Source organism: Streptomyces sp. NPDC007162 (assembly GCF_040634175.1).
Classification (GTDB): domain Bacteria; phylum Actinomycetota; class Actinomycetes; order Streptomycetales; family Streptomycetaceae; genus Streptomyces.
Window position 1 is genome coordinate 1 of sequence record NZ_JBEYFC010000124.1, and the last position, 20,666, is coordinate 20,666.

A 20,666-nucleotide genomic window follows, 5' to 3' on the forward strand; every position below is an offset into this window, starting at 1 on the left:
GGCGATTCTGGCGTCCTCGTGAGCGTATGCGTCGAAGTGGCTGGCGCCGACGACGATGCCTAGCCGAGCGACCGCGGCGTACAGCGGAGCTCGTAGGTGGTCCGGGCAGGACACAGTGAGCCGACCGACAGCCCATTGCATCGCGTGGCCAGCGATTACACCGACGAGGCCGCCTCCACCCTGCTTGTTGTCATGGCGATGGATCTCGTCGGCCACGCTGAGGATCTGGTCGATGTCCAGAGGCCGAATGCGGGCGGGGGGCTGGGGCAGGTTGGCCGGGGAGACCAGCGCGACCAGGTCTATGGAGGCTAGGGCAGCGACGCTGCTTTTGTAGAGGAAGGCGCGGCGGTCCACAGGCACAGGACTCCCAGAAGGCGATGGGGTATCGCTTTCCAGCATGCGGCCTTCTTGTCGCGGAGCGGCGTCCTCCACCGTCCTCGAAGGCCCCTTATCGGCATCAGGCTGCTTGTTATCGGCATCGACGGGCTTGAACGCCATCGGCCAGGCCTCGCCGAAGAGACCGTCGGTGCCTAAGACCTCGTCGAGCCGTTGCGCCAGGTGCAAGTGGCAACTCGGGTACTTCCCGTGCTCGATACTCAAGATCATGTCGTCGCTGACCTGCACCAGCCTGCCAAGTTGACGCGCTGACAGATTGTTGAGCTTGCGATGCTTCCTGAGCTGGTAGCCGAACCACTCTTGGGGCGAGGCACCGGGGTTGAGCTTCTTTTCTGGCTGCGGCATCCCTCGCCCCTGTCCTGCCGATGCCGATACCTGCGGTCCTCGGCATCAGCGCATGCACGGTATTCGCCCGGCCTGACTAAATGGTTGCCGACCGGTTCCACACCAGTACACACCGCAGTCGAGCCTCGTTGTGAGGGTTCGGCGGAACGAAGTGGATCTGAGAGATGGTCGAGACCCTTACTCGTCCCGAAGCTTCGGAGGGGGTGCGCGCGTTGGCGCGTGTGTCCGCCGGCCACCTGGACATGACCCTCGATGTGACACCGCGATCCGTAGGTCTCGCACGGAGGATCGTCGGAGCCAACCTAGACCTGTGGGGCTTCGGAAGGCTCTGCGACGTCGCGGAGCTGGTGGTGACGGAGCTGCTCACCAACGTGCTTCGGCACACGGCCCCAGCGCATGACGGAGCAAGAGAGGCTCAGATCACGCTCACCAAGATCCCCGGCGGCGTGACTCTGTGCATTCATGACGATGACCCCAATGAGCCGAGGCAAGTGCAGGCTTCTCCCGACTCCGAGCACGGTCGGGGCATCCAACTCGTCAAGGCACTCGCCGAGGTTTTCGGCTCGGCCCTGTCGCCTGGCGGCGGCAAAGACGTTTGGGTGACGTTGCTCGTTCCGCACACGCCCAGCTGACCACAGCCTCGCACGTGACCCGCCGCATTATCCGAAGAATAGAACGCAACCAGAGAGTCACCCCCAATGTCTCCAAACCCTGCCGGATCGACGAGCCTGGCGACGGTGCCGTTTCTCCTTCCGGTCCGATACCCCGTGACGGACGGATTCGACATCGCGATGCCGGCGGCCGCGGCGAGCGTCACTCAGGCACGGCGGGACGCTCGGGCCTGGTGCCAGCATCACCGAGTGCCGGAGGACCTCACTGACTGCGTGCTTCTCATCGTCTCTGAGATGTGTGCGAACGCCATCCTGTACGGCGGCTCGGACACCATCGGCGTACGGGCGTGGCTACCGTCCGTCGGCGTACTTCGTATCGAGGTCGCTGACTACACCCCATCCCCGCCTCCCGCAGTGCAGCACCCGTCCGCCGACAGTGAGAACGGCCGAGGTCTGTTCCTGGTCGACTCCGTGACGGCGGACGCGGGTGGTAGCTGGGGATTCACTCCCGATGGAAGCCGCGCCTGGTGCACGCTCCCTCTGCCCACGACGCCAGAGGATTCGGACCCTGCCGCTCCGGAACCGGATCGCGGCCTCTCGCCCTGAACTCCTCACTCATGACCCGGTAAGTCGCTACGTCCACCCCTCAATCCCAAGGCCTCCCCCATGCCTGATTCCTTAGCGTCCGGTGCCGCATATGCGCGCTTCGCCCCCAACGGCGCCCCCGATGACATGCGTCTGATTGTCAGCCCGGTCGGTGCTGACACCGAGTTACGGAACGCTCTCCAAGACCTGCGGCTGGGGCGCTACCACGCAGCCCGGGAGCTGCTCGAAATGACGGGCCGTGAGTGGGGGCTGCGGACGAGCCGCAGCAACATGCTGGCGGCCGGTGCCGGTGATCCGGGCATTTTCAAGCTGTGGCTGGACGAGGAGCCGGACAGTCCGGACGCGGCCATGATGTGGGCCCGGGTGCTGACCCGGGCCGCGCTCAGGGCCTTCCGCAGCGGTATGGGCGAGGAGGTGGTGGGACGTGCCGCGCGGCTTGCTGCGAAGGCGGGGTGGCGGGCGGCCGATCTGCTGCCGGAGTGTCCGGTGCCGTGGGTAGACAAGATCCTGCTCGCGCAGCTCCCCTACCCGGCGCACTACCTCGATCCGTACGCGCGGCACCGTCAGATGCCGTGGGACGAACTGCCTGGCGGCCGTGAACAGGGGATGCCTCACCTTGGTCCTTGGCCCCTGCTGGGGGAGGTCGCGGCCCGTCACCCCGGTAATCGCGCGGGCTACCACGCTATGCGCCAGTTCTTCCAGAGGGTCCGCAGCCCGGGGGCCGCGATGGACTTCTCCTGCTGGCTGTTGATGTCGGAGCCGCCCAGTCCGGAGCTGTGGATGCTGTCCGTTTACGCCCTGGGCGACAAGTTCCGCAAGGAGCACGGAGAGGAAGGCAGGGCGGGCACGCTGCGGTTCTGGCAGACCGGGACCGTAGGGCACCACGCCGTCAACGCCTACGACAAGTGGTTCGCCGAGCTTCCGCCCACCGAATACCCGTGGGTGTCGATGGCGGACCTCAGTCACCTGGCCCACGCCCTGGTCGCGAACGGCGAGTCTCAGAAGGCGGCCGACGTGCTGCGGGCGATGGGCCCCTACGTCACCGCCCAGCCCTGGAAAGACGTCAACACGATCCTGGGCCGCAGCAGGAACTGGGAGGACTGGTTCCTGACGGTCCGCGCTTCCACCCTGCGCCGCTGGCCCCTCAAAAACACCAGCTGAACCAGCCCCCGCCGTCCCCTACTGGGCGTTCCGCCTCCGATCTGTCCCTTCCCCTCTCCACCTGATTCGAAAGTGATCTCTGGTGTCTCACAGAAGAACCGGCACGACGCCCGCCGATGACGATGTCCTGGCCACACTCGGGATCAAGCCCGAGCTCAGCCGCCGCACGAGCGCGTTCCAGAACTTCGCGATCAGCGTCTCGGTGATCTGCATCCTCGCCGGCGGACAGACCATGTTCGGGTTCGGTATGAGCCACGGCGGGCCCGTGGTCATGCTCGGCACCTGGATAGTCATCGGCTTCTTCACCCTGCTCGTCGGGCTGTCGCTGGCCGATGTGGTCTCCGCCTACCCGACGTCGGGTGGCCCTTACTTCATGGCCAGCAAGCTCGGCGGCCCCCGCTGGGGCTGGGTGACCGGATGGCTCAACCTGCTCGGGCTGCTCGGCGCCATCGCCGGCATCGACTATGGCGCCGCCCAGTTCACCAGCGCGTTCATCCAGATGCAGTGGAACGTCGCCCCCACCAACGCCACCACGATGCTGATCTTCGCGGTGTTCCTACTCGTGCACGGCCTGCTGAATGCGGCCGGCGTCCGTGTCCTCAACCTGCTCAACTCGATCTCTGTGTGGTGGCAGCTCGGCGGCGTCCTGTTCATCGTCGGCGCCCTCACTCTGTCCTCCGCCCCGCACCAGTCCCCCTCGTTCCTGCTCAGCCTTCACAACGAGAGCGGCCTCGGCAGCACCCTCCAGGTGGTGCTGGTCGGCTCCCTGGTCGCCGGTTACACGTTCTGCGGATACGATGCCTCCGCGCACATCGCCGAAGAGACCACCGACGCGCAGGTCTCCGCGCCTCGCGGCATCGTGCGTTCCATCTGGGTGTCGTGGGTGGCGGGGTTCGTCCTCCTGGCCGGCATGCTGCTCGCCGTCCAGAACTACGAGGGCACGCTCAACTCGGCGACCGGGGTTCCTCCCGCGCAGATTTACCTCGATGTCCTTGGTGCGGCAGGCGCGAAGGCGCTGATGCTGGTCGTGATCGTGGCGATGCTGCTGTGCGGCAACGCGGAGGTCGGCGCCTCCTCGCGCATGATCTACGCGTTCTCCCGCAGCCGGGCCCTGTGGGGGTGGCAGAACTGGCAGCTGGTCAATGAGCGGACGAACACCCCTACGCGTGCCGTCTGGCTCAGTGTCGTCGTGCCGTTCGTGCTGGCCCTGCCCGCGCTGTACTCGACAGCCGCCTACGGCGCGATCACCGCGATCAACGCGGTCGGCATGATCCCCGCCTACGGCATCCCGGTCTACCTCGCCCTGCGCAAGGGCCGCGGCTACCGCCCCGGGCCGTGGACCCTCGGGGCCTGGCGCAAGCCGATCGGTGTCATCGCCTGTGCCTACGTCGTGGTCATCACCTTTGTGTTCTGCGTGCCCCAAACCTCACCGGTTACCACCAGCTCCTTCAACTACGCCGGCATCACCCTCGTGATCGCTCTGCTGTTCGCCTGGGTCACCTGGCAGACCCGGGGCAAGAAGGCCTACCAACTCACCGCTCACCACACCGCCCAGCCCAGCGAAGCCCTGATCGAAGAAGGCATCTGACCGATGACCACCGATTCCCTCCCCGCCGCGCCGCGCGTCCTCAGCAAGGACGACCTGCGCGAGGCCGTGGAGCACGGCACGATCCGCACCGTGCTGACGGTCGTGCCTGACATGCTCGGCCGCCTCAAGGGCAAGCGATCCGCCGCCGTCGCGCTCTTCGAGCGGCTCGACGAGGGCGACGGCATCCGCGTGGGCGAGGCCTGCTCATACCTGCTGGCCACCAACGCGGCCATGGAGCCGCTGGACGGGTTCGACCTGACCAGCTGGGACCACGGATTCCACGACATGGGCGTCAACGCCGACTGGAGCACCCTGCGCCCGCTGCCGTACATGCCGGGCACGGCCCTGGTCCACTGCGATGCCGTGGACACCGACGGCGCGCCCATCGAAGTCGCACCCCGCCAGATGCTGCACCGGCAGGTCGAGCGCTTGGCGGAACTCGGCTACGACGTCCAGGTCGGCTGGGAGTCCGAGTTCGTCCTCTACAACGGCGACCGTCCGGCGGTGGAACGCAACATCGACTACGACCTGGACCTGCCACCCCGCCTGGGTGACCTCCTCACCCACCTGGAGGACGCCCTGCCGGACGCCGGAGTGGAGCTGGAGGCCTTCAAAGGGGAGGGCGCGGCCGGCCAGATCGAGGCCACCTTCCCCAAGGGCGGAGTGATGGAGGCCTGCGACAACTACACGGTCTACAAGCACGCGGTGAAGCACTTCGCACGCCGCCACGGCCTGACCGCGTCGTTCATGGCCGCGCCTGAAACGGGGGTATCCAGCGGTCTGCACCTCAACCTGTCCCTCTGGCACGACGGAGAGCCGCTGTTCGGCCGGCCCTCGCCGCGCGCCCTGCCCACCGGGACCATGGCCTACAGCATCGCCGGACTCATCGCCGCCGCGCCGCACCTGATGCCGCTGTTCGCGGGGAACACGAACGCGTACAAGCGGTATGCGACCTCGCATTCCTTCACTCCCCAGTTCATGAACTGGGGGTTGGACAACCGCGGGTGCGCGATACGGGTCACCGGGCACGGACCCAGCAGCCGCCTGGAGATCAGGCTCGCCGGCGCGGAGGCCAACCCGTATCTGGTGGCGGCTGCCTCGCTCGCGGCCATCGCGCACGGCCTGGACGAGAAGCTGGACCTGCCAGACCCGTGCGTGGGTGATGGATACGCCGGTGACGCTTTCACTCCGCTGCCCCGCGACCTCGGCGAGGCGCTGGTGGACTTCCGCCGCGGCGTGATGGCGCGCGATCTCCTTGGCAAGCAGGTCGTCGCCCACTACGGGCGGGCGGCCCAGGTCGAGATCGACGAGCAGCACCGCGAGGTCACCGACGTCGAACGACGCCGCCTCACCCTGGCCTGACCAACCCGCACACGGTTCAACCTCTCTGCCGTCGAGGGGCGCTCCCTCGACGGCCCCAGTAGCGAAATGGCGGTAGAGCAGCGTGAGCCCCTCGGCACCGGCCGACAAGGACCCGATCAAAGACAGGGCCCGTAAAACTTGCCATACCGCGCTCTGGACTCCTGTGCCGGACCCCCAGCAAATCGAGAGCCTGTGCGTCGAGCTTGCGGGGTACAGCAGGAAACTCGGCCCCGAGTTGGGTCACGTCCGCTGGAGTGGTGTATCGACGGCCACTCGGTGATCTCGTCTTTGAGGCTATGCGGTGAGTTCGGTGGGCAGGACGGTCTCGTCGGTTTCTGACTCGATCGGGTGGAGCCGGGCCTTGGCGAGGAGCTCGCGACCCATGTAGCGGCGGGCCTCGGTCCACTCGTCGTTCTGCTCGGCCAGGACCGCCCCGACGAGCCGGATGACGGCGGTGCGGTCGGGGAAGGTGCCGACCACGTCGGTGCGGCGGCGGATCTCCTTGTTCAGCCGCTCCAGCGGGTTGTTCGACCAGATCTGCCGCCAGATCTCCCGCGGGAAGGCGGTGAAGGCCAGCAGGTCGTGCTGGGCGGCATCCAAGTGGTCTGCGGCCTTGGGGAACTTGGCCTCCAGCGCATCCAGGACGTGGCGCATCTGTGCTTGGACCGCGTCGGTGTCGGGCTGTTCGAAGACCGTCCGCAGCAGCGTGGCCACCCAGGGCTGGGCCGACTTCGGCACCTGGCTCAGCAAGTTCCTCGCGTAGTGGGTGCGGCATCGCTGCCAAGAGGCGCCGGGCAGAACCGCACCGATCGCGTCGACGAGGCCGGCGTGGGCGTCGGAGATGACGAGCTGGACCCCGGACAGGCCGCGGGCAATCAGGGAACGCAGGAAGGCCAGCCAGCCGGCGCCGTCCTCGGCGGTGGCGACGTCCAGGCCGAGGATCTCGCGGTGGCCGTCGGCGTTGACGCCGACCGCGATCAGCGCATGCACGTTGACGATGCGACCGCCCTCGCGGACCTTCTGCGTGAGTGCGTCGACCCAGACGAACGAGTACGGGCCGGCGTCCAGGGGACGGTTACGGAAGGCGGTGACCTGCTCGTCCAGGTGCTTGGCCATCGCACTGACCTGGGACTTCGACAGCTGCGTCACCCCGAGGGACTCGGCGAGCTTCTCCACTCGGCGGGTGGAGACACCGAGCAGGTAGGCGGTGGCCACCACCGAGATGAGGGCCTGTTCGGCCCGGCGGCGACGCTCGAGAAGCCAGTGTGGGAAGTAGCTGCCCTGACGCAGCTTGGGGACGGCCAGTTCGACAGTGCCGGCGCGGGTGTCCCACTCGCGCGGGCGATAGCCGTTGCGGTGGTTGACGCGTTCGTCGCTGACCTGCCCGTATTCGGCATTGCAGAGGGCGTCGGCCTCTGCGGACATGAGCGCGTCGGCGAACGTCTTGACCATCGCGCGCAGCAGATCGGGACGCGCCGCAGCGAGGTTGTCCTCGGCGAGGGCGCGCAGGGGCACACTGTCTGGTGCGGTCATCGTGCTGGTCTCCTTCGAGCATTCGACAACTCGAAGATCAGCCGGTGGCCGTTCTTCTATCCGGCCCCTCACTCCGACGCCGGGACAAACGCCCGGATCAGGTGGGAACCGGTACACCACTTCTCAGGACGCAACCCCGAGTGGAAGCGCTCGCGCCGAAGTTGGACGAGGAGATGCAGTCCCTTGCGGCTGTCGTGCTGGATCACATCGCCAAGGCCTTGGACGAGCAGAGGCCCCGACCAGATGCGGCGACTCGGTTACACGAACTCGGTGTCGCTGTTCGTGCTGCGCTGGCGTGGCTGAAGCTTGTCGAAGAACGCGTTCCTGGTGATCCCCCAGCGCACGATCCCGGCGGCTGGTTGATGATCATCTGAAGCCCGCCCGTGCGGGCGCTCAGGCCCCGGTCAGCCCCTACCCCGAGTCGGCTTGCCCCAGCCGCCCCGGAGGTAACTCACTGCCCGAACACCACCCATGCGGCCCGTTCGCCCGTTACCCCTGGCTCTATTTGCAATCGAGAAATGCCAGAGCGATCACACCGCCCCACGCGGACGCGCCACCACCTCCAAACCATGACCAGATAGAACGACTAGCTCCGGACATACCCCCACTCGCCAGGTCCCCCAGAGCGCGCGCCAGAGTGACTGAAAACATCACCACTGCGCGACCGACATGGCGATGCACCATCCAGCACATGCGACACGAAGGTGACCACCCCCACATCCACACCTTCATCATCGACAGCAGGCGCCAACTTGGCAGTTATTGCCATCATGTCCGATTTCCTCTCCCATAAAGATCTCGAAGAGGTAACGGAAGTATGCGTCCGCGAGTGGAGTGTGACCACTATGAACACAAGGCGAAGCGCCAGGTCACACTCATGATCGTTATAGCGAGGGGTGGATTTAACACTTTTCTACGCTTCGGTCGGCACCCTCGAGTTGGCTACCGAAGGGTACTTTCCAGCCTTGATCCCTAACAGGCTTCACGTAAAGTCCGAGTGGCCCCCGGGGACCTCGTCGAAGGATTCCTAGCGGGGTGATTGCTGTTCGCTCTAGTGACCGATGGTGTACGGGGTGGAGCTTCTTCGTCCTCGTGACTCGCTCGCGAAGGCGGACAAGGACACTTCTTCCGGTGCCGGCCTGGGCTCTGTGATCACCCTCGTGCGTACCGCCGGGGTGCCAGACAACGTTGACCCGTGGTGGCTGGCACAGGGCTCGGACCGCGAGCCACGTCCCAGTCGGTACGAAGGGATTGCTCAATGTCTCCCGGAGGAAGCCGCCGTGGCGGCCCGGAACCTGCCGTGCCGGCGAGAGCTCGGGTGAGTCTGCGCCGACTGGGACGGTGGCGTACTGCTGAGCGACGCACCGTGGAACGCGATCTCCACCGTCGGCTGCGCCAAGAGCTACGCAGCCTGGGCGTCGTCCCGCCGCTGGACGTGGACAAGCTGGCCCAGGCTCTCAGCGAACGGCGCGGCCGGCCCATGGTCCTGCGCCCCTGGGCGCTGGAGAAGCCCGGCCCTTCGGGGCTGTGGCTCGATATGCCACAGATGGACGTGATCCTCTACCAGGAGGAGACGACCCGGCTTCACCAGCAGCAGATCATCCTCCACGAGGTCCTCCACGTCCTCGTCGACGAGTGGGGAGAGAAGCGGGAGGAAGTTCCAGAGGTACCTACGGACGAGTTCGTCGAGGTCTGGTCCGACCTCACTCCGGTCCTGGATCCCAAGCTGATTCGGCGGGTCGCCGCCCGCTGCTCTTACGACGACGCGGAAGAGTGCTCGGTCGAGTTGGCGGCCACCATCATCCTGGAGTGGTCCTCGGTGGTCGACGCGCTCCCGGCGCTGTCGGAGGATCCACGCGTGCGGCGGGTGCAAGCTGCTCTGGGCGACCGGCGAGGGTGGTTGTAGACCGTGGCCAAGTACCTTCTGCTGATCATCGCGGGTGCCGTCGTGTGGCGGCTCTACCTGTGGTGGCGTGCACCGCACGATGCTCCGACCCGGTCAGTGGCGCTCGCTTTGCTGAGCATGGGTCTGTCGTACCCGGTGGCCATGCCGGGCGGCGCTCACGGCATCGACACCCTGGCCGGGCACGGGATGGCACGGCTCGTCCAGAATCTGCTTCTGCTGCTGGCCATGTACTTCCTCATGTGCTTCTACCTGTACTCGGCCGACGGGCCGGCCGCGCACAGCCGCGCCCGGCGCGAGGGCGTGGTCATGGTCCTGGTCGCGGTGGCGATCACCGTGGCGGCGGTGAGCGTGCCGGATCAGGAGCTGGGCGCGCCGTACGCCACGGTGGACATGACCGTGCTGCCGATCTTCGTGTTCTACACCGTCGCCGGCCTGTACATGATGTACGCGGTCGCAGCGGCGGGGTGGTGGTCGGCCCGCTACGCCCGCATGTCCGTCCGGCCGTACGCCACCGGGTTGTGGATGACGGCGATCGGCCTGGGCGGGATGGCGTTGGCCTGCGCGATCCGCGCCGTCTTCGTCACCATCCGGTGGACCGGCGGTCTCGTGCCGATCCGGATCAACACCTACGTGTCGGTACTGCTGGTGGTATCCAGCCTGGCTTTCGCTGCGGGCGTCACCTACTCCGTGGCCCGCGCGAGGATCACCGCCACGAAGCTGTGGCTGCGCCGGCGGCGGGATCACCGTCGGCTGGCCCCGCTGTGGCAACTGCTCATCGAGGTCTATCCGGAGAACGAACTGCGTCCCGCCTCCCAGGGGATGTGGGACCGGTGGCGGTCGCGTGGCGTGCATCGCCGATACCACCGGCGGATCGTGGAGTGCCGTGACGGACTGGTGGATATCAGCCCATACGTAGTGCACGAGTGGGAAGGTATCAACGTGCTGGACCTCGGGCCGACGCAATTGGCCGAGCGTCTACGCACCGCGGCCGACATGGTCAAGCAGGGTGTCCCGGCGCCCGGGCCGGCGGTCGCGCTGGCTGTACCGAGGGGAGACGGCACGGACGCGGACGTCCGCCAGCTGCTTGCGGTGTCGGAGAACCTCCGGCGGGCCGCGTGACCTGGGCAGAACAAGGAGACGAGAGCACATGCTGATTACGGCCGGCCGGGTCCTGACCGGTTCCGGAACGTACCTGGAGGACGGTGCCGTCCTCGTCGAGGGCGATTCGATCGCCGACGTGGGCCCGCGCGCGCAGCTCGCCGGTCACGCAGGGTCGGACGGGGTGCACCTCGCGTTTCCCGACGCGACCGTCGTGCCAGGGCTCATCGACGCCCACGTCCACCTGGTGTTCGACGGCAGCGCCGATCCGCTGGCCGCGCTCCGCGAGTCCGACGACGATGCCCTCCTCGCGGGCATGCGCCAGCGCGCAGAACAGCTTGTCTCCGGCGGCGTCACGACCGTCCGGGACCTGGGCGATCGCAACCACCTGGCCCTGCGCCTGAACGAGGAGATCGAACAGCGGCACACACGGGGACCGCGGATCGTGTCGGCAGGCACGCCCTTGACGGTGCCCGGCGGCCACTGCCACTTCCTGGGCGGCGAGGTCTCCGGCGAGACCGCGGTCCGTGACCTGGTACGCCGCAACCTGGTGGCCGGCGCCCGCGTGATCAAGGTCATGGCGAGCGGGGGCGGTCTGACCAAGGACGGGCCGAAGAGCTGGCAGCCCCAGTTCTCCGCGGGCGAGCTGCGGGCACTGGTGGACGAGGCCCACCAGGCCGGGGTGCCGGTGGCCGCGCACGCCCACAGCGCGGCCGGCATCGCGGCGGCCGTGGACGCCGACGTGGACACCATCGAACACTGCACCTGGATGACGGAGGACGGGTTCGCCCTGGGCCAGGAGGTCCTCAAAAAGATCGTCGAGCGGGGTATCGCGGTCTGCCCGGCCGTCAGCCCGCACTGGCAGATGGCGGCCCGCATCTTCGGCGAGGAGCGCACGAAGGTCCTGTTCGGGCAGGTCCGGGAGATGGCCGAGGCCGGTGTGCGTCTGATCGCCGGAACCGACGCCGGGGTGCAGCGCACCGGGTTCGACGGCACGCTGGTCGGCGCGCTCGGCTTCTACGCGCACCTGGGCATGCCCAACGACCAGGTCCTCGACATGGCGACCGCCGACGCCGCCGACGCTCTCGGAATCGGCGGGTCGACCGGCCGCATCAAGCCGGGACTCAGCGCAGACCTGCTGGTCGTCGACGGCGACCCACTGACCGACCTGAGCGTGCTCAAGGCAATCCGCGCCGTCGTCGCCGCAGGGCAGGTGCACGATCTGGGCTCGCGGCCCCAGCAGCAGTCGTAGCCCGTTTCCGGCCTGCACCCTCGCGGGGGTGCAGGCCGCACTACGCGGAGCCGCCCTCCTGCTCCGCCATCTCCGCCGCCAGCTGGTTGATCAGCGCCATCGTCTTGGGCGGAAGGCCCCGCCCGCCCAGGCCACGGGCCCTCACCCGGCCCACAGCGCCCCGCCTCGCGCCGGCCAGCAGCTGCAGACCTTCATAGACCTGGGCAGCCACGGCCTCGTCCGGTTCGAAGTACATCCGCGACACACCGAAGACGGCGGCCAGCGCGTCCAGGACCACCGGCGCCGCCGCGTCCGTGACACCGGTCCGCAGATCCTCGAAGTCCTTCTCCGTGATGACCGCTGCGCCCGCGTGGGCGTTGACCGCGGCCGCCATCTCCGCGTCCGAGGGCGGCCCCTGCGGGCCCGGGTAGGAGCGCTGCAAGATCAGGGTGATTTTTTCACTGAGGGACTCCGGCGGCCGGCCCGATTCCGCAGCCGTGGCTTCCTGAGTGCCGGGCTCTGGCGCTGTGCCGTTCTTCCTCGCCTCTGCGGCGGCGAAGGAACGATCCTCCGCCCGGCGCAGCTCCGTCTCACTGACGCCGTACTTCGCAGCCAGGACGGGGATGTACTTGGCCTGGAGCCGGCGCTCCCCACGCTCAGCTCCCGCCACAGGGCTGGCGCTCTTGGTGCCGATCACCGCTGCCGTCTCGTACTGGTAGATGCCGGCATCACAGCGCAGATCGGCAAGATCAGGCAGTCCGGTACGGGGAAACAGCTCATCTAGATCGCTTCCGAGAGCCGCGGCGTAGGCGGCCAGCTTCTCCGGGTCGGGTGAGGTGTGGCCGGCCTCCCAGTTCGCCACCGCGGAGTCGGTCGTACCCAGCTCTGCCGCCACCTCGCTCTGGTGGCGGTCAGCAGCACGCCGCACACGGCGGGCAAGGACCCGGTCAAAACGGCGGGCAGGCATCTGACCTCGGATTCTCTCCAAAATGAAGCAGGCACATCGTGTTGACTTTCGCTTCTGCCAAGAATAGCTTCAGCTTAGCGATAACGAGGCAGCCCTGCACGCCAGCGGCCTGCCGATTCGCTCCCAGCCTCACCGGACGGCAGTGAGCCCCGCCCCGCGCCGGGCCTCCGCCTCCCTTCGCACGCATCAGGAAGTCCGCACGATGTCGCAGCACCCCTTACGCCGGGCGGCGTGACGCACACCGTCCCACCAGCACCGCGCACGACGTCGGAGGTGCAGGTCGATCGGATGCCTCGGACGGCACGAGGCCGATCGCGGCAAGGGTGACTTTGTGCCCGCTTTGGGTCACGCCCTGCAACTACTACAGAGTTTTAGAACCAACTCTGGATCTTGTCGCGGCTCCGTGGCTATGTTCGTCGTCCCCTCGGGCAGCCCGCCCCGGGGGCCACGAGTGGGAGGAAGCGCGGCTGGTCCCGAGCATTCCGAGCAGATCCGCATACAGCGACGGCGCCCGAGAGCGGCTACTCCCGGACGCCGGACGCATAGCGGCACGTACCGCTCCCATGAGAGCCCGGCTAGGCCCGACGGGAACGGAGATTGCCCACCACCACGCTGAACCCTTTGCACGGGGCGCGTCAGCGTGGCAGCACTGCAAAGGGGATTTTTGCATGCCTCCTGCCCTGCGCGAAAGACCCAAGGGTCCGGCCTGCGCGACCACCATCCTCGTCCTGGCGACTCGCCGCTCCCACCCGCCGCACGGCACCCGCAAGGCGGCGAAGCGGCAGCTGGCTCTGATGACCGGGGGCCGCCGATGAGTGTCGACGCCCGCGAGTGGGTGTGGGAGCACAGCTCCAGCCGGGGCACCGCCCGCCTGGTGATGCTGTCGATCGCCGACCGGGTCGCCGACGACACGTGCGTCGCCTGGGCCTCCATCACAAGTCTGGTCGAGCGCACGAACGCGTCCCGCACCGCTGTACGCGACGCGCTCACTGCCCTCGACAAGAGTGGGGAACTCAAGGTCCTCGGCCATCTGGAGGGCCCCCAGCGCACCACGGTCTACCGGCTGCCCCGCGCTGCCGCGTGGCAGGCCAAGGTCACCGCCGCCAGGCGGACGGACCCGGAGGCGTATGTCGAGCCTCCGGAGGAATCCGACCCGGTACCCGACCTGGACGAGGAGGCCCACAAGGGCCTACGGCGGTACGGAATCTTCCCCAAGAAGGGTACGGATTCCGAGCCCCCGCACCGGAATCCGGCCGGTACGGAATCCGGCCCCTCCCGCCGGAATCCGCCCCCTCGACGGGCCGGAATCCGTACACAGGACGGTGCGGGATCCGACCCCCAGAACCGTAGAGAACCGAAGGTGAACCGTAAGGGCAGCAGTAGTGGTGCTGCCGTCACCCCGGCCGGCGCATGGCAGGTCGACCCAGACAGCCATGCCTGGGCCCGCCAGCACGGACACCTCGACCGCCTCGGCGAGGAGGGCCTGCGAGCGGCCGACGCGAAGTGGCGCAGCCACCGCGCCGGATTCAGTCCCCGCACTGCGGGTGCCTGGGCGGCCGACTGGCGCTCCTGGATCGCCCGCGAACACGCCCCCACCCGCCCGGGCCTGTACGCCCTGCCCGGCAGCGGTCCCGCCCCGACCGGCGGCATGACCCGCGCCGAGGCCCACACCGCCGCACTTCTCGCCGCTCTCGACGAGCCGACCGGAACGGAGTAGCCATGGACCGCCGCGAAACTGCCGCCCTGCTGGCCTACATCGGCCGACTCGACCCCCGCACCACCCGCACCGACCAGGGCGAAGCGCGCGACCAGCTCGCCCAGTGGCACGAGCTGCTCGGCGACGTGCCGATGGCCACTCCGCACGGCTGGGACGCCCGCGTCGCCGCCCGCCAGCACATCCGCACCTCGCCCTACCAGATCCTGCCCGCGGACGTGGCCCGTCCCTGGGAGAGCTACCGGCGCGACCGCCTGGCCCGGCACTCCGATCCGACGCCGACGGCCGATCCGGACGACCAAGCCGCCTGGACCGCCGAGCTGGCCGGCATGCGCCGCGCCGTCGCCGCCGGCCTCGCGGAACCTGCACAGGCCCGGGCGATCACCAGCGGTCGCGAGGGGACCGATCCGCGGCTGGAGGGGATGCTGCGGGAGGTCGGCTCCTGCATCCCGCCCGCTGCCCGAGCCGCCCTCGCGCCCTACCGGCCCGCCCGGGCAGCACGCGAGGCGGCCATCGTCCAGGGACAGCCCGACGCTCTGAGCGTGCGCTGCGAGTGGTGCAAGGCCCAGCCCGGCGAGCCCTGCCGTCGCCGGCGGATCGGCCCCGACGACGGGGTCCGTGCAACCGCCCCGCGCGCCACCCCACACCCCGGCCGACTCGACCTTGCCGCCGCCCAGCAGGACAAGGTCCAGCAGCCCGCCATGACCTGACCAGCGCGAAAGGCCGGTGCACCCCGCCCGGTGCACCACCACACCACCCTTCCGCCTCGGCTGCGGCGCCCCCGTGCGCCGCAGCCGGTACCCGACTCCGCATCCCAGCCGGAGACCCTTGACCGGCCGGCGCGGCAGCACATCGGAGACCCCCTTGCGCCACATCACCACCCACGACACGCCGGCCACCGGCCTGCGCGGCATCGCAGACACCAGCTGGCACACCCGCGGGGCATGCCACGGCATGGACGTCGAGGACGCCGACGCTGTGTTCTTCCCGCTCCCCCGGGACCACGAAGCCATCGCCGAGGCAAAGGAGCTGTGCGGCTGGTGCCCGGTACGCAGCGACTGCCTCAACTTCGCCCTGGAGAACGTCCTCAAGGAGGGCATCTGGGGCGGCCTCACCGAAGACGAGCGTCGCCCCTGGCACGACGGACTGCCCAAGCGCCTCGACTACCGGCGCGTGATCGCCTTCTTCCAGGGACGCGACGTACACCTGACCGAAGCCGAACGGCAGGTCGTCATCGACCACGCCTACGTACGCGGCTGGCGCCCCGACCGGCTCGCCGCCGCCCTGCGGATCAGCCACAAGCACGCCCGTGACCTGCTCCGGCAGGCCGCCAACAAGGTCTTCGACCGCGACCGCACCTACGGCGTGCCGCGCCCCAAGAAGAAGCGGAAGAAGGCCACCCCAGCAAAGGGCAGCCCCACGCCCGCCGCGCACGGAACCCGGCAGCCGACTGTCCGCCCGGTAGCGTCGAGCCCGGCGCACGCCCCTCTCGGAAAGGCCGCATGACCCACCCCGTCCTGGCCCTCAGCGCCGCTCCGGACCTCACGCTCCTCCTTGCCGCCGCCGTACCCGCCGTCCTCGCGCTCGTGCTGACCGCCTGGACCTTCCGGCGCCGGGGAACCCGCCCGCGGAAACGTCCCGGCGGCCCCGCGGTCAAGGTCGCCGCCGTTGCCGCCCTGGGCTGCACCGCCTACAGCGCTGACACCTCGTGGCGCTTCGCGGCCGACTACCTCGACATGGCCGGCACCGCCGAGCGGGCCGGCATGTTCGCCGCGGCCGAACTCGCCCTGTTCGCGACCGCGCTGATGGCCCGGCAGAACCTGGCCGCCCAAGGCGCCCCCGGCGTGCCGGGCACGCTGGTCTGGGTGATCACCGGGGTGCAGGTGATCCCCGCCTACGCCGAGAGCGGTCCCATCGGCGGGACGGTCCGGGCCTTCGTAGGGCCGGTCATGGCGGCGATGCTGTGGCACCTCGCGATGGGGATCGAACTGCGCCTGCGCACCCCGGGCGCCGCCTCCAACGGACTGATCGCCGTCCTGGGCCGGGAGGCACGCGAACGGCTCCTGTCCCGACTCGGCATCGCCGCGCGAGACCGCAACGCCGCGCAGATCACCCGGGACCGGGCCACCGCCCGGGCGGTCGCGCTCGCCGCCCGCCTCGCCGAGCGCACACCCGAGCAGCAGCGGAACCGACGCGGCCGACGACTCACACGGCGCCTGTCGAAGGCGGTCGGCAGGGCCTCGGTGGGCACCGACCCCCTCCAGCGCGCGCAGCTACTCGACCAACTCGCCGCACGTCGGCACGCCCTCGCGCTCGCCACGGTCCCACTTCCGTCTCCCTGGTCCCCGACGTACAGCACCTCAACGGCCGCCACGGTCCCCGCCCAGCCGACGTCGAATGCGCCGGTTCCCGTCCACGGTCCCCACGGTCCCTGCGAACCGGCCCCGGACCGGGGACCGGGTGACCTTCGGGGACCGGTCCCCGAGATCGCGGACTCGAAGGCATCGGCAGACGCGGGGAAAGAAGGTCACGAAACGGGGACCGCCGCGGGGACCATGGCCCCAGAAGCTTGCCCGGTCCCGGGGACCGGTCCCGCCAAGACGGAGGCTGCGACGGGAGACGCGGCGGGCGCGCGGACCGGCGGCAACGCGCGAGAAGTCCCTGCTCAGGGCACTGATTCGCGTCGGGGACCGAGCGCCGCTGATTCGGGGACCGACACCACCGGGGACCGGGGACCGACCGACACCGAATCGGGGACCGACACCACCGGGGACCGGGGACACAAGGTCCCCCTCCGCCGGAAGACGGCCACGAAGACCAGGACGAAGAACAAGGGGAAGCGCGGCAGGCCCCGCACCCCGCAGACACAGCGCCCGCCCCGGGAACTGGAGCAGTCGGTGGACCAGCTCGTCCAGCAGGTCCGCCCCCACGTCCCCGCCCTGCTCGAACGGGACGGCAACGAAGCAGTCACCCGTGTGCAGCTGCGGGAGATCCTCCGCCGCGAGGGCCTGAAGGGCGGCCGGAACGACCGGCTAAGCCTCGTCCTGCAGGAACTGCGCAGCGGCGGTACCACGACGAGAAGGAACACCACCCGATGAAGACCTGCCACCAGTTCGACACCGTCCGCGCTGAGTACGAGCGGGAGATCGGCTTCCTGGTCGCCCACTCCCAGCGGCACACGGGCAGGCCCGCGGCAAAGTCAAGCGCGAAGACCGCCGCCTCGGCGAAGCAGCGGATGGCCCGGGCGCTCAGCAGCCACGTCAGCCGCTGCCCGGAATGCGGCTGACCCGGCAAAACCTCGGCTCAACCGCCCTCATCGCAACCGGTGGCCCGGCTCTGTGCTGGGCCACCCACCCCGTTCCAGGAGACACGCCGTGATACCGCGTCCCCCTCGCCCGTCCGAGCCAACAGCTGCCGAGGCCAGCGCCTGGACACACGTCCTGGTCCGCCGGCGGCTCCTGCACGCCGCCGTCCTCACGCCGACCGGCCAGTGGCTTGTGCAGGACCACCCCGATGGACCCGTCCACCTCCTTCGAGGGCCGGCCGACGTCCTCGCACTGGCCGCGACCTTCCAGCACCTAACCCGCTCCACGAGGCCCGAAACCCGATGACGAATGCGCCAAAGACCGGCACTACCCCGGAACCTGCTCCTGACTCCAACTCGGTCTCCGGGCGAGCAAGATGGAGGTTCGGACACTCCCCCGAGGGGGCAGCGTCCGAACCCGTCCTCGCCCCTGGGGTGGCGGGGCCCGACTGGCACCAGGGGGCGCCCGCCGGGAAGGCTGCGACCGAGGGCGGATCGCAGCCAAAAGCCGCCTGCAAGGGGCGGCCGAAGGGGCGAGCGCGTCCGCGCGACAAGAAGCAGCGTCGCGCGCACAGCGTGCGCCTCAACCCGTCCGAACTCGCTCTGATCCAGGCCGGAGCAGACACCACCGGTATGAGCGTGGCGGGGTTCCTCGCCTACGCCGGGCTAGCCATGGCCCGCGACCAGTCCCGTACCGCCGCCGCCATCGCCACCGAACGCGACGTGCTCACCGAACTGTTCACGATGAGGCGTCAGCTCGGCTGGGCCGGCAGCAACCTCAATCAAGCTGCCAAGATCCTCAACTCCGGCGGTGACGTACCCCATCTGACCCAGGTGATGGCCGACGTCCACCGAGCGGCCGAGGCGGTGCGGAAAGCTGCAGACAAGGTGGCCAACCGACAAACGGACGAGGCGAGTTGATTCCACAGATTCACAAGCAGGGCAGCCACACCCTGGGCCTGCTGTACTACCTCTACGGCAAGGGAACCCATGAGGAACACGTCGATCCGCATCTCGTCGCCTCCTTCGACGGCATGTCACCTGACCCCGGACGCGACAAGGCAGCCACCAAGAAGGATCTCGGGCAGCTGCTCGACCAGCCGCTCCATCTCCTCACCTCGGACCAGCGCCCCGACAAGCACGTGTGGCACTGCTCGGTGCGCGCCGCGCCCGACGATCCGATCCTGACGGACGATCAGTGGGCGGACATCGCGCGTCGCATCGTCGCCGCCACAGGGATCGACCCGGGCGACGGCGCGGGCTGCCGCTGGGCAGCCGTGCGGCACGCCGATGACCACATCCACATCGTTGCCACCCTCGTGCGCGAAGACGGCCGACGCCCCGACCATCACCGATCCGGTAAGCGAGCGCAGGCCGAAGCCCGGCTCATCGAGAAGGAACTCGGCCTCCACCAAGTCGCACCCGGCGACGGCACCGCCGCGCAGCGGCCCACCAGCGCCGAACGGCACAAGGCCGAACGTCAGGGCCGCGAGCGCACCGCCCGCGAGGAATTGCGCGAAACCGTACGGCGGGCGGTGGCCGGCGCGAGGAGCGACGAGGAGTTCTTCGACCGGCTCGCCGCCGCCGGCCTCCTGATCCGCCAGCGCGTCGCGCCCTCCGGCGACCTGCTCGGATACAAGGTCGCCCTACCCGACGACCTGAACAAGGACGGCGATCCCATCTTCTACCCAGGCGCCCGCCTGGCCCCCGACCTTTCCCTGCCCCGCATCCGCGAGCGCTGGTCCGGAGACACCCCGGCTTCGCGGCAGGAGGATGCAATCATCCCTACGGCGCCGGGCAGTCCGGCCGCAGCACGCCGCGAGACAGCCTCGGCGGTGTGGCAGGCCCTGCTCGTCGTCGAGCACAGCAACGACGCGGTCGCCGCCGCCCACATCGCCGCGGCCGGCGAAGTCCTGGACGCCCTTGCGAAGACGTCCGCTGCCCACACCCGCCGCGAACTCCGCGACGCTGCAACGGCTTTCGAGCGGGCCTCGCGCTCTCACGTCCGCGCCGTGCGCGGGCACGATCAGGCTCTGCGGCAGGCCGCCCGCGACCTCATCCACGGCGGCCCGGCCCTCGGCCGCGGTGAGGACGGCGCCACCACGGCGATGGCGATCGACATGCTGTTCTTCCTCATCACCGCCGCCGCGCACTGGCACGCCCGGAAGGGACACGCCCAGCAGGCCGAGGCCGCCGCCCGGACTGCCGAGCACCTGCGCACCGCCTACCAAGCCGCCGCCGCACAACCCCTCGGTGTCCTCTACCAGCGCGGCCGACGTCTGGGTCCGCCGATGCTCCAACGGCAGACGATGCTGCTGCGCGAGGCGCTGCCGGAGCTGGCCGAGCAGATCCTCGCCGAACCCGGCTGGTACGCCCTTGCGGCGACCATCGCGGAAGCCGAAGCCGCCGGCCACGACCCGGCCGCCCTCCTGTCCGACGTTGGTGCACGGCGCGAACTCGGCACCGCGGACTCCGTCAGCGACGTGCTCGTGTGGCGGATGCGACGGACCGCCGACCTACCTGCCGACGCCTCCCACCTGCCCAAGACCAGCACCGCAACAAGCTGGTCCGCAACACATGGGACGACCGCCAAGCCCTCCGCGCCCGGACGATGGCGCAGCAGCGACGAGACGTCGCGTGGACCCCTGTGAGCCCGTCGAGTGCCGCCGCGTGGCCTCAGCGCATCGCCGTGAGAAGGGATCACCACCGCTCTCCCACGCTCCAGAGCATGATCGTGCGCCGCATCGGACCTCAGCGGCGAACCAGGTCCGATGCGGAGGCTGTAGGCATCGGTTGCCCGCATGTACACCCGCTTCTACGAACGCCACCTCACCGGGCTGACGG

20 protein-coding genes are annotated in these 20,666 nt (G+C 69.2%); 17 read left to right on the forward strand and 3 right to left on the reverse strand.

Going from position 1 to position 20,666, the window contains the following annotated elements; translation table 11 throughout:
• Positions 1 to 741 (reverse strand): helix-turn-helix transcriptional regulator (locus ABZ646_RS17210; protein ID WP_360519168.1); only part of this gene is annotated, 741 nt, incomplete at its 3' end.
• A 164-nt stretch (positions 742 to 905) separates the two neighbouring features.
• On the opposite strand from ABZ646_RS17210, the gene ABZ646_RS17215 reads away from it, so the two are divergent.
• From ABZ646_RS17215 to ABZ646_RS17235, 5 genes are all read left to right on the forward strand, one after another.
• Positions 906 to 1,373 carry an ATP-binding protein gene (locus ABZ646_RS17215; RefSeq protein ID WP_360519171.1) on the forward strand — a complete coding sequence of 156 codons (468 nt, stop codon included), beginning with the start codon at positions 906 to 908 and terminating at the stop codon, positions 1,371 to 1,373.
• 159 nt (positions 1,374 to 1,532) lie between these two features.
• Positions 1,533 to 1,958, forward strand: coding sequence for an ATP-binding protein (locus ABZ646_RS17220; RefSeq protein ID WP_360519230.1), 426 nt, complete (start codon positions 1,533 to 1,535; stop codon positions 1,956 to 1,958).
• A 228-nt stretch (positions 1,959 to 2,186) separates the two neighbouring features.
• The gene (locus ABZ646_RS17225; protein ID WP_360519174.1) at positions 2,187 to 3,119 is read left to right on the forward strand and encodes a hypothetical protein; all 933 of its coding nucleotides are present in this window, start codon (positions 2,187 to 2,189) and stop codon (positions 3,117 to 3,119) included.
• 82 nt (positions 3,120 to 3,201) lie between these two features.
• Positions 3,202 to 4,707: an amino acid permease gene (locus ABZ646_RS17230; protein ID WP_360519177.1), complete on the forward strand. Its 1,506-nt coding sequence runs from the start codon at positions 3,202 to 3,204 to the stop codon at positions 4,705 to 4,707.
• A gap of 3 nt (positions 4,708 to 4,710) precedes the next feature.
• A complete protein-coding gene (locus ABZ646_RS17235) occupies positions 4,711 to 6,069 on the forward strand; it encodes a glutamine synthetase family protein (RefSeq protein WP_360519180.1) in 1,359 nt (452 codons plus the stop codon).
• Positions 6,070 to 6,363: 294 nt separating this feature from the next.
• On the opposite strand, the gene ABZ646_RS17240 is transcribed toward ABZ646_RS17235, so the two are convergent.
• The gene (locus ABZ646_RS17240; protein WP_360519183.1) at positions 6,364 to 7,602 is read right to left on the reverse strand and encodes an IS256 family transposase; all 1,239 of its coding nucleotides are present in this window, start codon (positions 7,600 to 7,602) and stop codon (positions 6,364 to 6,366) included.
• 140 nt (positions 7,603 to 7,742) lie between these two features.
• On the opposite strand from ABZ646_RS17240, the gene ABZ646_RS17245 reads away from it, so the two are divergent.
• From ABZ646_RS17245 to ABZ646_RS17260, 4 genes are all read left to right on the forward strand, one after another.
• Positions 7,743 to 7,976, forward strand: coding sequence for a hypothetical protein (locus ABZ646_RS17245; protein ID WP_360519186.1), 234 nt, complete (start codon positions 7,743 to 7,745; stop codon positions 7,974 to 7,976).
• A 992-nt stretch (positions 7,977 to 8,968) separates the two neighbouring features.
• A complete protein-coding gene (locus ABZ646_RS17250; RefSeq protein ID WP_360519189.1) occupies positions 8,969 to 9,508 on the forward strand; it encodes a hypothetical protein in 540 nt (179 codons plus the stop codon).
• A 3-nt stretch (positions 9,509 to 9,511) separates the two neighbouring features.
• A complete protein-coding gene (locus tag ABZ646_RS17255) occupies positions 9,512 to 10,627 on the forward strand; it encodes an MAB_1171c family putative transporter (RefSeq protein WP_360519192.1) in 1,116 nt (371 codons plus the stop codon).
• Between the two features lie 28 nt (positions 10,628 to 10,655).
• Positions 10,656 to 11,858 carry an amidohydrolase family protein gene (locus ABZ646_RS17260; protein WP_360519195.1) on the forward strand — a complete coding sequence of 401 codons (1,203 nt, stop codon included), beginning with the start codon at positions 10,656 to 10,658 and terminating at the stop codon, positions 11,856 to 11,858.
• A 40-nt stretch (positions 11,859 to 11,898) separates the two neighbouring features.
• Here the strand turns inward: ABZ646_RS17260 and ABZ646_RS17265 are convergent, their stop codons facing one another.
• Positions 11,899 to 12,804 carry a helix-turn-helix transcriptional regulator gene (locus ABZ646_RS17265; RefSeq protein WP_360519203.1) on the reverse strand — a complete coding sequence of 302 codons (906 nt, stop codon included), beginning with the start codon at positions 12,802 to 12,804 and terminating at the stop codon, positions 11,899 to 11,901.
• A gap of 668 nt (positions 12,805 to 13,472) precedes the next feature.
• Between ABZ646_RS17265 and ABZ646_RS17270 the strand changes: the two genes are divergently transcribed.
• The 8 genes from ABZ646_RS17270 (at position 13,473) to ABZ646_RS17305 (ending at position 20,473) form a co-directional block, all read left to right on the forward strand.
• Positions 13,473 to 13,619, forward strand: coding sequence for a hypothetical protein (locus ABZ646_RS17270; RefSeq protein WP_360519206.1), 147 nt, complete (start codon positions 13,473 to 13,475; stop codon positions 13,617 to 13,619).
• Complete coding sequence (locus ABZ646_RS17275; protein ID WP_360519209.1) at positions 13,616 to 14,521, forward strand: helix-turn-helix domain-containing protein; 906 nt, start codon at positions 13,616 to 13,618, stop codon at positions 14,519 to 14,521. The genes ABZ646_RS17270 and ABZ646_RS17275 overlap by 4 nt, the downstream gene beginning before the upstream one ends.
• A gap of 2 nt (positions 14,522 to 14,523) precedes the next feature.
• Positions 14,524 to 15,228 carry a hypothetical protein gene (locus ABZ646_RS17280; RefSeq protein WP_360519212.1) on the forward strand — a complete coding sequence of 235 codons (705 nt, stop codon included), beginning with the start codon at positions 14,524 to 14,526 and terminating at the stop codon, positions 15,226 to 15,228.
• A gap of 154 nt (positions 15,229 to 15,382) precedes the next feature.
• The gene (locus tag ABZ646_RS17285) at positions 15,383 to 16,024 is read left to right on the forward strand and encodes a WhiB family transcriptional regulator (protein ID WP_360519215.1); all 642 of its coding nucleotides are present in this window, start codon (positions 15,383 to 15,385) and stop codon (positions 16,022 to 16,024) included.
• On the forward strand, positions 16,021 to 17,616 hold the full coding sequence (locus tag ABZ646_RS17290) for a hypothetical protein (protein ID WP_360519218.1): 1,596 nt from the start codon (positions 16,021 to 16,023) through the stop codon (positions 17,614 to 17,616). The genes ABZ646_RS17285 and ABZ646_RS17290 overlap by 4 nt, the downstream gene beginning before the upstream one ends.
• Positions 17,613 to 17,804 (forward strand): hypothetical protein, encoded by a 192-nt coding sequence (locus tag ABZ646_RS17295; RefSeq protein WP_360519221.1) that lies wholly within the window; start codon positions 17,613 to 17,615, stop codon positions 17,802 to 17,804. Before ABZ646_RS17290 ends, ABZ646_RS17295 begins: the two co-directional genes overlap by 4 nt.
• Positions 17,805 to 18,398: 594 nt before the next feature.
• Positions 18,399 to 18,743: a mobilization protein gene (locus ABZ646_RS17300; RefSeq protein ID WP_360519224.1), complete on the forward strand. Its 345-nt coding sequence runs from the start codon at positions 18,399 to 18,401 to the stop codon at positions 18,741 to 18,743.
• On the forward strand, positions 18,740 to 20,473 hold the full coding sequence (locus ABZ646_RS17305; protein WP_360519227.1) for a relaxase/mobilization nuclease domain-containing protein: 1,734 nt from the start codon (positions 18,740 to 18,742) through the stop codon (positions 20,471 to 20,473). Before ABZ646_RS17300 ends, ABZ646_RS17305 begins: the two co-directional genes overlap by 4 nt.
• Positions 20,474 to 20,666 lie beyond the last annotated feature (193 nt).

Excerpts from the sequence above, each read along its gene's own strand:
- ABZ646_RS17215 (WP_360519171.1), top strand. The coding sequence starts at position 906 with ATGGTCGAGACCCTTACTCGTCCCGAAGCTTCGGAGGGGGTGCGCGCG.
- ABZ646_RS17220 (WP_360519230.1), top strand. The coding sequence starts at position 1,533 with ATGCCGGCGGCCGCGGCGAGCGTCACTCAGGCACGGCGGGACGCTCGG.
- ABZ646_RS17225 (WP_360519174.1), top strand. The coding sequence starts at position 2,187 with ATGACGGGCCGTGAGTGGGGGCTGCGGACGAGCCGCAGCAACATGCTG.
- ABZ646_RS17235 (WP_360519180.1), top strand. The coding sequence starts at position 4,711 with ATGACCACCGATTCCCTCCCCGCCGCGCCGCGCGTCCTCAGCAAGGAC.
- ABZ646_RS17240 (WP_360519183.1), bottom strand. The coding sequence starts at position 7,602 with ATGACCGCACCAGACAGTGTGCCCCTGCGCGCCCTCGCCGAGGACAAC.
- ABZ646_RS17260 (WP_360519195.1), top strand. The coding sequence starts at position 10,656 with ATGCTGATTACGGCCGGCCGGGTCCTGACCGGTTCCGGAACGTACCTG.
- ABZ646_RS17265 (WP_360519203.1), bottom strand. The coding sequence starts at position 12,804 with ATGCCTGCCCGCCGTTTTGACCGGGTCCTTGCCCGCCGTGTGCGGCGT.
- ABZ646_RS17270 (WP_360519206.1), top strand. The coding sequence starts at position 13,473 with ATGCCTCCTGCCCTGCGCGAAAGACCCAAGGGTCCGGCCTGCGCGACC.
- ABZ646_RS17275 (WP_360519209.1), top strand. The coding sequence starts at position 13,616 with ATGAGTGTCGACGCCCGCGAGTGGGTGTGGGAGCACAGCTCCAGCCGG.
- ABZ646_RS17280 (WP_360519212.1), top strand. The coding sequence starts at position 14,524 with ATGGACCGCCGCGAAACTGCCGCCCTGCTGGCCTACATCGGCCGACTC.
- ABZ646_RS17290 (WP_360519218.1), top strand. The coding sequence starts at position 16,021 with ATGACCCACCCCGTCCTGGCCCTCAGCGCCGCTCCGGACCTCACGCTC.
- ABZ646_RS17295 (WP_360519221.1), top strand. The coding sequence starts at position 17,613 with ATGAAGACCTGCCACCAGTTCGACACCGTCCGCGCTGAGTACGAGCGG.